The sequence below is a fragment of the Nocardia vaccinii NBRC 15922 genome, from assembly GCF_001613305.1.
Lineage (GTDB): Bacteria > Actinomycetota > Actinomycetes > Mycobacteriales > Mycobacteriaceae > Nocardia > Nocardia vaccinii.
Window position 1 is genome coordinate 158545 of record NZ_BDCC01000032.1, and the last position, 13929, is coordinate 172473.

Sequence of the window (13929 nt, forward strand, 5' to 3'; positions counted from 1 at the left end):
GAGTTGAACAGACGCGATGCCCGAGAGACTCGAGACGCTGACCCGGTACACGATCGCGCAGGAGCACCGTCACCCCGGCTCCTCGGGGGAGTTCTCCGCCCTGCTGAACGTGCTGGCCACCGCGACGAAGATCATCGCCAACCAGGTCACCCGGGGCCGCATCGCGGACACCGCCGCGCACGGCGCCGCCTCGGGGCGGCCCACCGCTGTCCGCGCGGCGGCGCCGCGCGGCGGGCAGAGCGCCTCCGGCGTTTACCCGTCTGGCGACGAGGATGTTGCGAAGCCGGATTGCCGCGATCCTGAACCGGTACCGGAAGTCCTTCGGGCGCAACCGGAATCGCTGCTGTCGAGGTCGACAGGCACGGTAGCGGCGGGCGATCCCGACCCGGTGCGGCGTCGCCGGATCGATGCGATCGCCAACGACATCATGGTGGCCGAATCGGAGTGGACCGGCCCGCTCGCGGCGCTGCTGTCCGAGCAGATGGCCGGATTCCATCCGGTGCCCACCGAATTCCGGCGCGGGAAATACCTGCTGGCGTTCGATCCGCTGGACGGCTCGTCCAACATCGATGTGAATCTGCCCGTGGGAACGATCTTCAGTGTGCTGCGCTGCCCGGACGACACCCGCGCACCGGGCGCGCAGGATTTCCTGCAACCGGGGGTGCGGCAGGTGTGCGCGGGTTTCACCCTGTACGGTCCGGCGACGATGCTGGTGCTGACCACCGGGGACGGGGTGGACGGTTTCACCCTGGATCGGGAGATCGGCGCGTTCGTGCTCACCCATCCGCGCATGCGCATCCCCGAGCGCACCTCCGGATTCGCGATCAACGCCGCGAACGAGCGGTTCTGGGCGCGCCCGGTGCGGCGTTACGTGCACGAATGCCTGGCCGGGGTGGACGGTCCGCGCGGGCGGGATTTCAATATGCGCTGGGTGGCCTCGCTGGTGGCGGACACCTTCCACATCCTCACTCGCGGCGGGGTCTACCTGTATCCGTACGACACGCGCTGCGCGGGCCGGGTGTCGCTGCTGTACGGGGCCAATCCGATCGCGTTCGTGGTCGAACAGGCCGGTGGCGCGGCAACGACGGGGTATGCGCGAGTGCTGGAGGTGACCCCGGAGGATCTGCATCAGCGGGTGCCGTTGATCTTCGGTTCGCGCCCGGAGGTCGAGCGGGTCGAGCGTTATCACCGCGAACCCGAGGAGGGACCGCGGTTCGACGCGTCGCTGTTCGGCACGCGGTCGCTGTTCCGGCCCGTGGGCCATTGAAACGAGGCCATTGAAACGAGGTGCGATGTCGCTCAAACATCCCGTGGTCGCGATCACCGGTTCCTCCGGTGCGGGCACGACCAGTGTCACCCGGACCTTTCAGGAGATCTTCCGCCGCGAGGGGATCGATGCCGCTGTCGTGGAAGGGGATTCGTTCCATCGGTTCGATCGCGGGGAGATGGCGACGGCGATGGCCGAGGCGGAGCAGAACGCGAATCGGCACTTCTCGCATTTCGGTCCGGAAGCGAATCTGCTGGCCGAACTCGAGGCGCTGTTCCGCGATTACGGCGATACCGGAGTGGGTTCGGTGCGCCGGTATCTGCACGACGAGGCCGAGGCGAAGCCGTACGGGCAGCCGCCGGGGACGTTCACCCCGTGGCAGGAGTTGGCCCCGGGTAGTGATCTGCTGTTCTACGAGGGGTTGCACGGTGCGGCGGTGACCGAGTCGGTGAATGTGGCACGCCATGCCGATCTGCTGGTGGGCGTGGTGCCGATCATCAATCTGGAGTGGATTCAGAAGGTGATCCGGGACAAGACCGAACGCGGGTATTCCGGTGAGGCGGTGCTGGATACGATCCTGCGGCGCATGCCGGACTATGTGAACTACATCTGCCCGCAGTTCTCCCGAACCTACGTGAATTTCCAGCGGGTGCCCACGGTGGACACCTCCAACCCGTTCACCGCGCGCGCGATCCCGACCGCGGACGAGAGTTTCGTGGTGATCCGGTTCGCCGACCCGAAGGTGATCGATTTCCCGTATCTGCTCTCGATGCTGCACGATTCGTTCATGTCGCGGCCGAATTGCATCGTGGTGCCGGGCGGGAAGATGGACCTGGCGATGCAGTTGATCTTCACCCCGCTGATCCTGCGGCTGATGGACAAACGCCCGAACAGCCGAGTGTGAGCGCGATTCTCAGCAGGCCGGATACGGGCGGCCCGGCTGCACGGGTTCGGTCCGCACGGCGTGTGAGGCCCGGTCGGGGCCGTGTTCGATCGGGCACACCCGGACCACGGCGGGCACCGGTCCAGCGCGGTTGCCCGCGTTGTCGAAGTAGATCGGGCCGCCCGCGCCGGGCACATCGTGGCCGGGTGCGTTGTATCCGCTGATCACGGCGTTCACTTGTCCGCTGGTGACCGGCTCGTGCTGCGGCAGGGTCTGCACCGCGTCGGCGATGGTGGTCACCGCGTCGTAGCCGTTGACCGCCCACCCCTGGTCGAGATGGGAGCGGTCGAGGCGGGCCGCGGTGAAGGCGTTCTGGTATTCCAGGAACGCGGTGTCGTCGGCAGGGCGGTGGGTGTCGGCGATCATGCTCGACAGCAGCCGGACCCGGCCGCTGGTGAAACTGGCCGAACTCAACGCCTTGCTGCGCAGGTCCTCGAGGACCGGGTCCGGTTCGGGGGCGGACAGGCGCACCGCGTCGGAGGTCGCGATCACGGTGATCGAGGGCGCGGTGCACAGCCCGTTGCCGTACCTCTGATCGATACTGAACAGGAACCGGCTCAGGTCGCGGCCGCGGGCGAGGTAGGCGACGGTGACGTCCGTGGTTGCGGCACAGACTCGTTCGGCGGTCTGCACCACGGTGGTGGGTTCGTCGGCGTCGAACTTCACATCCGGGGCGTCGGTGTGGAAGGCGCGGTGCAGCAGCGGCAACGCGGTGCAGGTATAGGGATCGGTGGTGCCGGTGGGGACCATCACGAAGTCCGGCGCGCTCGCGGCGACCTTCGTCAGCGAATCGATCTGGACCGCCACCCGGAACGCGACCCGGTAGAAGTAGTCGCGGCCCAGACCGTTGCGGTAGTTCTGCTGTGCGTCGTCGCAGCTGTCGTAGATCGGCTGATCGGCGCGGGACCCGTCCTGATCGAATCCCTCCGCGGTGACCACATCGCCGACCATCGGAATCTTCGCCGCGGCAAGGGTTTCGACGACCTCGGTGGTGGTCTCGTAGCTGAGCCCGACACCGGCGACGGCGACCACGTCGCCGCGCGCGGCAATCGCTCGGGCCACCTCGCGGGGCCCGGGCCCGTGCTGGTCGTCGCCGAGCTGGCCGATCAGCAACCTCACCGGGTGGTGGCAGCCCGAATCGTTCGCGTGCTGCTGGGCCGCGGCCATACCCTCGAGTTCGTCGAGGGCGCGCTCGCCCACCGAGGTGTCGGTCAGGCTCAGCAGCACGCCGATGGTGACCGGGGCGCCCTGAGGGCAATTCGTCGCCGCGTTGTCGTTCTGCTGCCGGATCAACCGCATGACCGGGGCGAATCCGGGCACGCCGAAGTTGTACGGGCCCGCGCTGAGGCCGACGCACTGGTTTCCGGCGTGCCAGGTGGGTGTGCTGGTCTGCCAGCCGCGCCCGCAGGTGAACACCTGCTCGATCTGCGGCGCGTAGACCGCGGCGGGCGCCACCACAGCGATGATCACGACCGTCACACCGAGCGGCACCCATTTGCGCGGTGGCCGCGGCGGTGGCGTGATCGGCGGCCAGAACAGTTCCGCCAACCGTCGCAGCCGTTGCCGCCATCGGTTCATCACGGTCCTTTCGTTCGGAGAGCACGCGTACCCGCAACTGCGGCAATGGTTTTCATCCTCAGCGCCAGATGTGCGCCGCGGACGGGCCGATATCCGGGTCGGCCAGGAACGTCTCGGCGCGTCCGATCTGGCGGTCCAGCCGCTCTCGGGTCGCGGAGTCGGTCACGCAGGGGTTCCGGTAGGCGGGCACCGCGGCCAGCAGGGTCGCGATGTGCCAGTGGCGGGTGTCCGGGGAGAAGAGCTCGCGCAGGGAGGCGACCTCGGGCGCGCGGGGATGCGGGTCGGGCGTGGCGAGGATTTCGGCGAACAGAGCGCGCCAGTCCGGCCACGGCAATGTCGCATGCAGGTCGGCCAGTTCGCCGACGACCTGCTCGTGCCTGCGCAGCATCCGATCACAGCACAGCCGCGCGGCGATGTCGTTGTCCTCGCACTGCTCGCGCAGCAGCTCGAATACCGCGTTCCAGCCGCGTGCGGGGTCGCGCCGCACGGCCAGTGCCCGCAGCCCGAGATAGCGGGCGAGGGGATGCATCTGACGCACGGGTGCGTTGCCGGACGGTGCGGCGGTCCACAGCGTGGGTGAGGTGTAGAGCGGGTGCGCGGTGGTGCCGACGGCATCGCGGTCGTGCAGGACGAGCAGACTCTGCGCCTCGCGCAGGTTCCGGGCCGCGGAGACGGTGATCATGGCGTCGATGAGCGCGGTGGTGGGCTGGGTCGCGGGATCGAGTCCGGAGGCGAAGACGTACAGCAGGTGTTCCTCGAGCGAGGCGTCGGCGGTGGTCTGCTCGGGCGAGGCGGCCCGCAGGTCCGCCGGAGCGCGCCTGTCCAGGGTGACCCGGCTGGTCAGCAACCCCTCGATGTCCTGCCACAGACGAGGATTCGTGCTGATCTTGCGCAGCGCCAATTCGGTGGCTTCGTGGTGCCGGTGGGTCAGCCGCTCGAGGTTCGCGGCGATGGTCGGTGCGCGGAACAGGGCGATTGGGTCGGCGCGCAGGAGGATCTCGTCCCTGGTGAAGCCGGTGAGTTCGGCCCGCAGCCACGAGCGGGTCGCCAGTTCGGGCCCGGAGCGGGCCACGAGGTCGGCGATCGCGCGGGTGCCGTGGCCGGAAGTGGTGTGCGGGGCCAGGATCGTGCGCACCTCGGTTTCGGACCACCCCGGTCGGCGGCCGGTGTGGTCGTGCAGCGCCGCGGTGAGCGCGCCGGAGCTGGCGGTGATCACGGTGAGCGGATCGGCGCCTGCTTGGGCGGTGCGCGTACCAGCGGCCGCGACCAGGCCGCGCACCCGCAGCAGCGACAGGGTGAACGCTGTTGCCATCGGCAGATCGCCGTCGTCGAGCAGTAGCAGGATGTTGGGGGTCCGCGCACCGAGCCGCTGCACGCTCTCGCGCAGATCCGCCAGCAGCGCGCCGGTCAGTACGTCATCGACGCTGGCCTGTACGACCGGATCACGCAGTCGCGCATGGTTGGCCAGGTCGATCAGCACCTGTCCGGGTTTGCTGCGCATGCCCAGATCGCGGTGCGCGAACCAGCGCACAGCGTGATCGAGCCTGCGGCGCATCCCCCGGCGCACCAGCGCGGGGACCGCGTCACTGAGCCATTCGGTCTTGGCGACATCGAGCACGATGTTCAGCGGCGGTGGCGGATTGGGGATCGCGGCCGCGACGAATCGGGCCAGTCCCTCGAGCAGGCCGCGCAATTGCCGTGGGTCGCAATATCTGTCGAGTTCGGCATCGAGCAGGCGCAACTGCTCGTCCAACGCCAGGCCGCGAAAGTCGGTGCTGATCGCGATGTGCGCCACCAGCATTCGCATCCGGGTCAGGCGGAATCCGGGCAGTCGTTTGCCCAGCCACACCATGATCGCGACCATGAGCGGCCGCAGGGGATCTCGTTCGCCGGGGCCGATATCCCCTGTCCGGTCGGCGATTTCCCATTCGCGAGAAGTGAGACGCTCGGCGTATGTCCTATCCTTCCATTCATCGAGAATGTCCAGCAGTAGCCCGGTTCGGCCGGAGCCGCCGCATCCCTCCAGTACCAACACGGGCCGGGGCCGGAGCTGGTCGTGGTCGTGCGGCGACTCGGTGAGTCGTTCGACGAGTACGGGCAGGATTTCACGCAGACTGATCTCGTCGGCCATCGATTCCCCCTCCGCCGGAAGCGATCGCGTGTGTGGTGAAGACAGGCTCTGCCCGATGCGTGCTCGTGTCAAGCCCGCGAATGCGGGGGCCGAATCCCGTTGCGCGAGTCAGCTTCCGGAGGGGGACTGGGCGCGGCGGCGTACCCAGCGGATATCCGCGCGCCAGGTGTAGGCCGCGACCAGGGCCGAGCCGACGGCCGCGGCGATGAGCATCTCTTCACCGTTCACCGCCAGGCTCACCAGTCCGCCGATCGCGGCGCCGACGACGAAGGACAGCCACTGCACCGCATAGCCGAGCCATTCGCGGTGGGTGCCCCCGGCGAGGTGTCGTTCGACGCCCTGAGCGAATTTCACCAGCGTCCCGGTGACGTAGGTGACCGGGATCGAGACCTCACCCTTGCGCACGAACGAGGTATTGAGCGAACCCATGGCGAACGCGACGAGCAGGATCGGGACCAGCCCGACGTCCGTTTCCCGTCTGAATCCGTCCACCGTCGCGGCGATCACGAGCGCGAAGGTGGCCAGCATCGTCGCGCCGTGCGGGTGGTTGCGCCACCAGTGCCGACGGCAGACCGAGGCGCTGAACACACCGGCCAGGAAGCAGACGATCAGCAGGAACGCACCCCACGCGAGGCGGAAATCACCCAGGAAACCCCCGATGACCGCGCGTTCGGTGTTACCGGTCATGAAGGTGACGAAGTAACCCTGCGAATGGGTGTAGGCGGCGGCGCCGACGAATCCGGCGAGTATCAGCAGCGCTGTGGCGAGCCGGGCCTCCAAATCCCAGAACGGTTCACGTGAGTCGTTCGAGTTCGCGGTCACAGCGACAGGCTAGCAATCTATGCGGTACTGTGCATGAATTGTGTGGCGGGCCGCCCTCGGAGCCCTTGGCGCATCGGTGTGATCCGGCCGGAGCCGCCTCGTCACGGGTCTGCCCACCATTCCTGGGTTCCCGGTATCGCTCCCAGACGTTGCCACGCGGGACTGTCATCGGTCTTGTGCACTTCTATCCCGGTCTGGCCCGGCACGACCTGCTCCTTCAACCCGGCCAGAATGGTTCTCGGAGCGCCGATCGTGGTGGACACATCACCCGTGGGCGCGTACACCTCCGGACTGCCGATGCTCGTCCGCAAATTCTCGACGTGCTCGGCGGCAGAGGTCGGAAAACTCTTGTCGGGCAACAGCACTACCGGGCCGCGGTTCTTGCGAACGGCTCGGGCCAGCTGCTTGTTCGCCGCCTGCACTTTCAGCAGCGTCTCGTCGTCCACAGCGACCGTTTCGATCTTCCGCCGCCCGGTCTTGACCTGCAGCAGCCGTCGCCGCCCGGGAACCGCGGACGCGGTGCTCACCGGCTCGGTCAACGACCGGCTGCGCACGAAGGTGTTGTCCTCGGGCGGCCAGCGACGCACCCACGGTGCGGTATCCAGGTCGTAACCGTCAGGGGTGGGTTCGCCGAACTGGACGTCATCGGGCCTGATGATGTTGTACCCGTGATCTTCCCCGTCGTACACGTACTTCCCGTTCGCCCATTGCTCCATGTGGGCGGCGTCCTCGACCGGATAGTCGATGACCAGTGCGGGTTTCTTGAATCTTTGTTCCGCCCGCCGCATTCGAGTGACCACCTGGTCGGGACGGAATGTCACCTCACGATCGGGTACGAAGTCCTCGACCGGAATGGCCTCGAGACGCTGGAATCCATTCGCGGTGAATTCGTCGGTTCCGGCGAGTGTTCTGCCGGTCTCGCCGAACTTTCCCGCGGTCCCGACGTACTTTTCCGCCAGGCCACGGAGTGCCGCAAGGCGGCGATGAAATCGCGGATCAGATGCCGGTGGTCCGCGGGCAGGCACGTATCGGCGGTGGCCTGCCGCAGGATCGCGTCGAGCGGATCGGAGGGCATCGACTCGTCGGCGGGCAGATAGGCGAGGTTCGGTTCGAACGGTCCCGAACGGCCTTCGTCGTCGATCCGCCAGCCGCCGACGATCATTTCCGGTGGTGGCTGCTGCGCCTCCTCAGCGGCGTCCCAGCCCGGCGCGGTCAAGACCAGCCAGCGCGTTCGAGGGTTCGGCTGATCCGTCGTCATCTCATCCCCATTCGATCGGCCGGCACTTGTTCGAGACACGCGCCGCACCCGGACATGGGAGCCCGCTTCGAGCGCCCGATGACGATAGTTCACCCGCCGGTGGACTCGCCCCGCGACTTCCCAGGGACAGTGAGCGTGCCGATCTCATCCCGTCACGCGCGTCAACCCCGGCAGCGCGGCGAAGGTCGCCTCGCGGCCCAGATCCAGCGCACGCAGCAGTACCGCCGAATCGCGGCCGACCCGGCCGATCGCGGGCGCGTGCCGGGGCGGACGGATCTGCAGAATCGCGCGATCACCGGTGAGCACTCGTTCGTCGCGGGCGTGCTGCTCGGCGCGGGCGAGCCAGTTCGCGACCACGCCGGGAGCGTGCCGGGCCAGGTATCGCGCGACCACGCGCGTCTCGATTGCCGAAGGGACGCCAGGGGTTTCGTCGATGCGCCGGGTGCGCAGCACGAGTGCGTGAGTCGCGCCCTGGGCCAGCGCGGTGTGGATGGGCACCGATTCGGACAGGCCCGCATCGATGTAGCGGCGTCCGGCCACCTCCACCGACTGCCCGGCCAGAATGGGCAGACAGGTGGTGGCCAGCAGGGCGCGTTGCAGTGAGGCCGGATCGGTGATGTGCGGATGCAGGTCCACCGCCGCGCCGTCGGCGGTATCGGTGCCGATCGGGTGGAAGCTCACCGGGCAGTTCAGGATCGCCGCGAAATCCATCGGCACGATCCGCTCGTACACCGTATGCACGAGATACCGGGTGTCGACTACACGCCCGCCGCGCAACGCGCGCACCGGATCGATCACCCGCCGCACCACATCCGCATGCCAGGCCCGCCGCGACAAGTTCGCCCGCCCGCACAACAGCCACGCCCCGTTCAACGCACCGGCCGAGGACCCGTACACCGCATCGAAGCAGTTCAGCACCCCCAAATCCTCGAGCCCCATCGCCATCCCGTGCGAGTACGCCCCGCGCGTCGACCCACCCTCGATCACCAGCGCCAGCCGCGCCCCGTCGGTCCGCTGCCGGGGCATACTCCCGCTCGCCTGGCGCGCGGAGATCAGATCGGCGACCGAGGATCCGGATTCATCGAGCGACACGAGCGGACCTTCCAGTAATGCGACAAACCGGAACCGGTCTATCACAGTGCCCATGCCGGACCGGACCTCACGTACTCGATCCCGCCGACCGGCTTACCTGCTTGGTACGCGCCTCGCGGCTACCGTCGTTCGCACGATCCGTTTCCTCGGCCGGTTGCGGGCAGGATGACCCGCTGGCGGTGCCGAGGAGGGCCAGGGAGCCCGTCGAACCATGTTCGGCGGCGGTCTCGGCGTCCTCGGCGATGCCCATCGCGACCGGTTCGCGTCCGGATGCGCAGCCGCCGCGACAAGTTCGCGATCATGCCGGATGCAATGCAGCGCAGCGCCGAGTGAGATCTTTGCTGGGGTGATGCGACCGCTGAGGTCAGTGTCGGCCGATCCTCGACGAGCCGTATGCCGGTCGGGGGCCGGTGGCCGAGGCCCGGGGCGTATCAACGAGTCCCGGCCGCATCGGCAAATGCCCCCTCGCTCAGGAGGGGAACCACTGTGCTGCTGTCTATTTCGAGGGCGATGTCGACATCCTCGGCGAATCCCATCTCGGCGAGTTCGCGCCCGGAGGCGCAGTCGCGGATGAGGGCGGGCAGGTCGGCGATGCCGTCGTGGCAGGCCCGCGCGGCGGCCGCCTCGGGGGAAAGGGGGCCCGCGCCGAGGCGAGCCAGGGCGGATACGACCGCTCCCGCGCCCAGCCAGTCTTCGATCGCCGGACGCAGGATCTGTTGTCCGGGCCAGGATTCGCCCGCCGCGATCACCGTGACGGGCTGGTCGACGGTTCCCCAGCCCCGCACGCGAATCCAGTGCGCGACCGCCGCGGCGTTGCGCAGGCAGGCCGCGACGATCGGTGCGGCGGTCACGGCCGCGGAGATGGCCGATCCGTTGGGTGAGGGCAGGACCAGCCGTTCGGGCGCGGGCGCACGCCGCAGCGCCGCCGGAGACAGGGACCATGGTTGCCGCGCAGACACTTTCGAGCGAGCCACCGCACGTGGGGCGTGGTGGGCCGTGGCCATCCGGTCGGCGCGTTCGTCGTGCCACGGGCACGGCAGCACCCGGGTTCCGGCCTCCACGGCCACCGACACCGCGGTGCTGAACGACAGCACGTCGACGACCACCACGACGGCGCTGCCAGGCGCCAGGACCTGTGCGCCCGCGGGTCCCCAGTCCATGCGCACGGCCCACGACCCCTGCCGCGCCCAGTCCGCGTTCATCGAATCCCCTGTCCTCGTATCGGTTTGAGAGTATTCAGCAGGTCCGGATCACCACCGACCGGTTCGGCGATCCCTGTCCTCGCGCCGGGCGTTCGGTGAACCGGCGACGCGGCCGGTGGCCGTAACGCGGATGGGTCCGAGCTGTCCACCAGCGCTTGGAATCCCGCCGCCGGACGACGGCTACCGGTGAGGGGATGGCACATCGGTCGGCGCGTGGAGGCAATGATGCTGTACGGCAGATGGATTCGCCGCAGTGCGGTGATGGCCGGACATTCGCGCGGGCACCGGCCGGGTCAGGGCCTGGGGGTGCGGGCGCTGCTGGGCGGCAGGCACTGGTTGATGAGCAGGCGGACGGCTTTGGAGACGCGGGTGGCGTCGCCGGTGACCAGGCGGTCGGCCAGCAGGCCGCGGATGCCGGAGATGAGCAGGGTGGCGGTGGATTCGGGGTCGGGGAGGTCGGGGTCCAGGTCGCGCAGGGTTTCGGTGAGGGCGTCGACGAGGACGTGGACCGCGTCGTTGGCGAAGTCGCTGAAGGGGCTGCCCGGGACGGTGGACACGCCGAGGACCTGCATCAGCACGCCGGTGCTGGTGACCCAGTCGCTGGTGGTGTTCACGCAGAACGATTCGATCATGCGGCGGCGGAGCAGATCGATGTCGGTGACCCCGGCGAACAGGCCCGCGATATCGGGTCGCTGGGTTTCCAGGGCCGCGATGAGCATTTGCTCCTTGGTGCCGAAGTAGTGGATCAGCATGCGCGAGCTGGTGCCCAGATAGTCCGCGAGAGGGCGCAGGGACAGTTCGATGAGTCCGTGATCGCCGATGTAAGCGATGACTCCGGCAAGTAAAGCGGCCCGGCGGGCCTGATCCAAACGGCGTGGCACTGGTTGACTGTAGCGCCTGCTACAGGTATTCATAACCCATGGGTGTAACAACTGCTTCACATACGCGGCGCGATGTGGTCGTCACCGGCATGACCACCACGACCAGCCTGGCCCCCGATCTGGCGGGCACCTGGTCGGCCCTGCTGGCCGGTGAGAGCGGAATCGGCCCGCTCACAGACGAGTTCGTCAGCAAGTACGACCTACCCGTGCGCATCGGCGGCAAGTTGAAGCAAGGGCCGGAGGCGCATCTGACCCGGATCGAGCTGCGCCGCCACTCCTACGTGCAGCAACTGGCGCTGGTACTGGGCCGCCAGGTGTGGGAAGAGGCCGGTAAACCGGACGTGGACGGCGAGCGGCTCGCGGTCGCGATCGGCACGGGCCTGGGCGGCGGCGATGCCATCCGCACTGCCATCCACGAGATGGAGGCCGGGGGTTATCGCAAGATCCACCCGATGACCGTGCCGATGGTGATGCCCAACGGTTCCGCGGCACGCGTCGGACTCGAATTCGGTGCCAAGGCGGGCGTGTACGCGCCGACCTCGGCCTGCTCCTCGGGCGCGGAGGCGATCGCGCACGCGTGGCGGCTGATCGCCACCGGCGAGGCCGATGTCGCGATCGCCGGCGGTGTGGAGGGATATATCGAGGCCATCCCGATCGCCAGCTTCGCGATGATGCGGGCGATGAGTACCCGCAACGACGAACCCACCCGCGCCTCGCGCCCGTTCGACCGCGACCGCGACGGATTCGTCTTCGGTGAGGCCGGCGCGCTGGTGATGCTGGAGTCCGAGGAGTTCGCCCGCGCGCGCGGCGCGCAGATCCACGGCCGGGTGATGGGCGCGGGGATCACCTCCGACGGCTATCACATCACCGGCACCCAGCCCGAGGGCGAGGGCTCGGCGCGCGCGATGCGCAAGGCGATCGAATTCGCCGGGCTGACCCCGGCCGATATCGAGCACGTCAACGCGCACGCGACCTCCACCCCGGTCGGGGACGCCTCGGAGGCCAACGCGATCACCGCGGTCTCGCCCGAGGCGAGCGTGTACGCGCCCAAGGGTGCGCTGGGACATTCGATCGGCGCGGTCGGCGCGCTCGAGGCGATCCTGACGGTGTGCAGTGTCCGCGATGGAATCGTCCCGCCCACACTGAATTTCGAGAATCCCGATGAGGGTGTGGAACTGGACGTCGTGCACGGCAAGGCCCGGGAGCAGGGCATCTCGTACGCGCTGAGCAACTCCTTCGGGTTCGGCGGGCACAACGTGTCACTCGCGGTCGGCCGGGCCTGATCGCGCGGTGTGCCGGGCCGCGCACCCCGGCCCGGCACACCTAGAACCTGTTTCAGTATTGTTCCGGCATGGCCTTCGTGATCGACGACACCGTGCAGATCGACGCCCCCGCCGAGGTGGTGTGGCAGGTACTCACCGACTTTCCGCGCTACCCGGAGTGGAATCCGTTCTGCGTCACGGCCGAATCGGCGCTCGAGCCGGGCGCGCCGATCGTCATGGGGGTGCGGCTGCTGGGCCCGCGGGCGATGACCCAGCGCGAGCGGATCCGCTCGGTCACACCGGGCACCGGATTCTCCTACTCCATGATCCCGGTTCCGGGAGGCGCACTGCACAGCCTGCGCTCGCACACCCTGACCCCGCTGGATGACCGGCGTTGCCGCTACGACTCGCATTTCGAGCTCGGCGGCTGGCTGGCGCCCGTGGTCACCGGCCTGCTGGGCGGGGCGCTGCGGCGCGGATTCGGTGCGATGACCGCGGCGGTCGCCGAGCGCGCGGCCGCATCGGCCTGAGCGCGAAGGTCGCGCACTCGGCGCGATCGACCACCGAGTGCACCCGAAACGCATGCGGCGCAGTGGGTCTCATGCTCTCGCGGGTATGCGCACGGTCGAAGTGGCCTGCTCGCGGTGGGCTCCGAGGCTGTGCGATCCGAAGAGATCCGCCGCGCCTGCGAGGTGTCGTGGCGCTGGTGCGCCCCGGCGCCATCGGCTCTGTACGGTGTGGATGAGGCGCGGAATACTCTGCGACCGACGGGGTAATGACAACTGCACGCAGAACCGACGGAAGGTCACCGATAGTGTTCCGATCCACCGGCGTCGCCGCCCTTGTCAGTATCGTCTCCGCGGGTCTGCTGGCCGGTTGCGGGAGCAGCGGCAACCCGCAAGCCGATCACGCGGCCACCCCGTCCACTTCTGCTGTGGCGCAGGCGGATCCGCATGCTACGACCGCGGGAGCCCCGCTGATCGAGTGCGGGGTCGATCTGTCCGCGCCGACCGTTCGCGCCGCTATCGCGAAACAGCCCGCCGAACCGGTCACCCATGCGCAGTGGGATACGAATCCGGCCTCGATCGAGGGCAATTTCAATCCGTGCGCCACGTTGTCCACCGCGATCATCACGATCCAGGGCGCGACGGGCAGCTCACCGAATCAGGCACTGATGTTCCACTCGGGGCATTATCTGGGCACCGCGACGTCCAAGGCCTACGGGTTCACCTCCCTGGCCCCGGCCGGGACCACCGATGACACGGTGGCGTTGAACTACAAGACCCCGGGCAGTTGCAACGCCTGCTCCGACGGCACCACCACCCAGGTCAAGTTCCATTGGGACGGAACGCGTGTGGTGATGATCGGCAACCCGCCGCGGTAATCCGGGGCTCGACAGTCCCGAGGGCACGACACTTCCGGTGATTCGACTCTACGGCGCGCCGGTGTACGCCGGCCGGTGAGCGCATCCGAAGGTTGATCGGCTGCAAGCG

General features: G+C 68.4%; 13 protein-coding genes. 5 read left to right on the plus strand and 8 right to left on the minus strand.

The genetic code is table 11. The annotated features are described in order from the left end of the window. The first annotated feature begins 16 nt into the window (after positions 1-16). Together NV1_RS20730 and NV1_RS20735 are read left to right on the plus strand one after the other, a co-directional pair. On the plus strand, positions 17-1267 hold the full coding sequence (locus NV1_RS20730) for a class 1 fructose-bisphosphatase (protein WP_245713825.1): 1251 nt from the start codon (positions 17-19) through the stop codon (positions 1265-1267). Between the two features lie 25 nt (positions 1268-1292). Beyond that, entirely contained in the window at positions 1293-2171 is an 879-nt protein-coding gene (locus NV1_RS20735; RefSeq protein ID WP_067893691.1) for a phosphoribulokinase, read from the plus strand. 9 nt (positions 2172-2180) lie between these two features. Here the strand turns inward: NV1_RS20735 and NV1_RS20740 are convergent, their stop codons facing one another. The 8 genes from NV1_RS20740 to NV1_RS20780 all read right to left on the minus strand — a co-directional run bounded on the left by NV1_RS20740 (position 2181) and on the right by NV1_RS20780 (position 11174). Further along, positions 2181-3788: an ABC transporter substrate-binding protein gene (locus NV1_RS20740; protein WP_067893692.1), complete on the minus strand. Its 1608-nt coding sequence runs from the start codon at positions 3786-3788 to the stop codon at positions 2181-2183. A gap of 58 nt (positions 3789-3846) precedes the next feature. After that, positions 3847-5919 carry a hypothetical protein gene (locus tag NV1_RS20745; RefSeq protein ID WP_067893694.1) on the minus strand — a complete coding sequence of 691 codons (2073 nt, stop codon included), beginning with the start codon at positions 5917-5919 and terminating at the stop codon, positions 3847-3849. A 108-nt stretch (positions 5920-6027) separates the two neighbouring features. Further along, positions 6028-6741 (minus strand): YoaK family protein, encoded by a 714-nt coding sequence (locus tag NV1_RS20750; protein ID WP_067893695.1) that lies wholly within the window; start codon positions 6739-6741, stop codon positions 6028-6030. 101 nt (positions 6742-6842) lie between these two features. Next, a complete protein-coding gene (locus NV1_RS20755; RefSeq protein ID WP_067893697.1) occupies positions 6843-7562 on the minus strand; it encodes a hypothetical protein in 720 nt (239 codons plus the stop codon). Then, the gene (locus NV1_RS20760) at positions 7559-7999 is read right to left on the minus strand and encodes a hypothetical protein (RefSeq protein WP_067893700.1); all 441 of its coding nucleotides are present in this window, start codon (positions 7997-7999) and stop codon (positions 7559-7561) included. Before NV1_RS20760 ends, NV1_RS20755 begins: the two co-directional genes overlap by 4 nt. Positions 8000-8143: 144 nt before the next feature. Further along, positions 8144-9091 (minus strand): patatin-like phospholipase family protein, encoded by a 948-nt coding sequence (locus NV1_RS20765; protein ID WP_245713826.1) that lies wholly within the window; start codon positions 9089-9091, stop codon positions 8144-8146. A gap of 431 nt (positions 9092-9522) precedes the next feature. Then, positions 9523-10293 (minus strand): 2-phosphosulfolactate phosphatase, encoded by a 771-nt coding sequence (locus NV1_RS20775; RefSeq protein WP_067893704.1) that lies wholly within the window; start codon positions 10291-10293, stop codon positions 9523-9525. Between the two features lie 293 nt (positions 10294-10586). After that, a complete protein-coding gene (locus tag NV1_RS20780; RefSeq protein ID WP_067893706.1) occupies positions 10587-11174 on the minus strand; it encodes a TetR family transcriptional regulator in 588 nt (195 codons plus the stop codon). 38 nt (positions 11175-11212) lie between these two features. Between NV1_RS20780 and NV1_RS20785 the strand changes: the two genes are divergently transcribed. From NV1_RS20785 to NV1_RS20795, 3 genes are all read left to right on the plus strand, one after another. Continuing rightward, complete coding sequence (locus tag NV1_RS20785; RefSeq protein ID WP_067893708.1) at positions 11213-12457, plus strand: KasA/KasB family beta-ketoacyl-ACP synthase; 1245 nt, start codon at positions 11213-11215, stop codon at positions 12455-12457. A gap of 68 nt (positions 12458-12525) precedes the next feature. Beyond that, positions 12526-12966 (plus strand): SRPBCC domain-containing protein, encoded by a 441-nt coding sequence (locus NV1_RS20790; RefSeq protein ID WP_067893710.1) that lies wholly within the window; start codon positions 12526-12528, stop codon positions 12964-12966. A 284-nt stretch (positions 12967-13250) separates the two neighbouring features. After that, positions 13251-13820: an LppP/LprE family lipoprotein gene (locus NV1_RS20795; protein ID WP_169813363.1), complete on the plus strand. Its 570-nt coding sequence runs from the start codon at positions 13251-13253 to the stop codon at positions 13818-13820. The last annotated feature ends 109 nt before the right edge of the window (positions 13821-13929 follow it).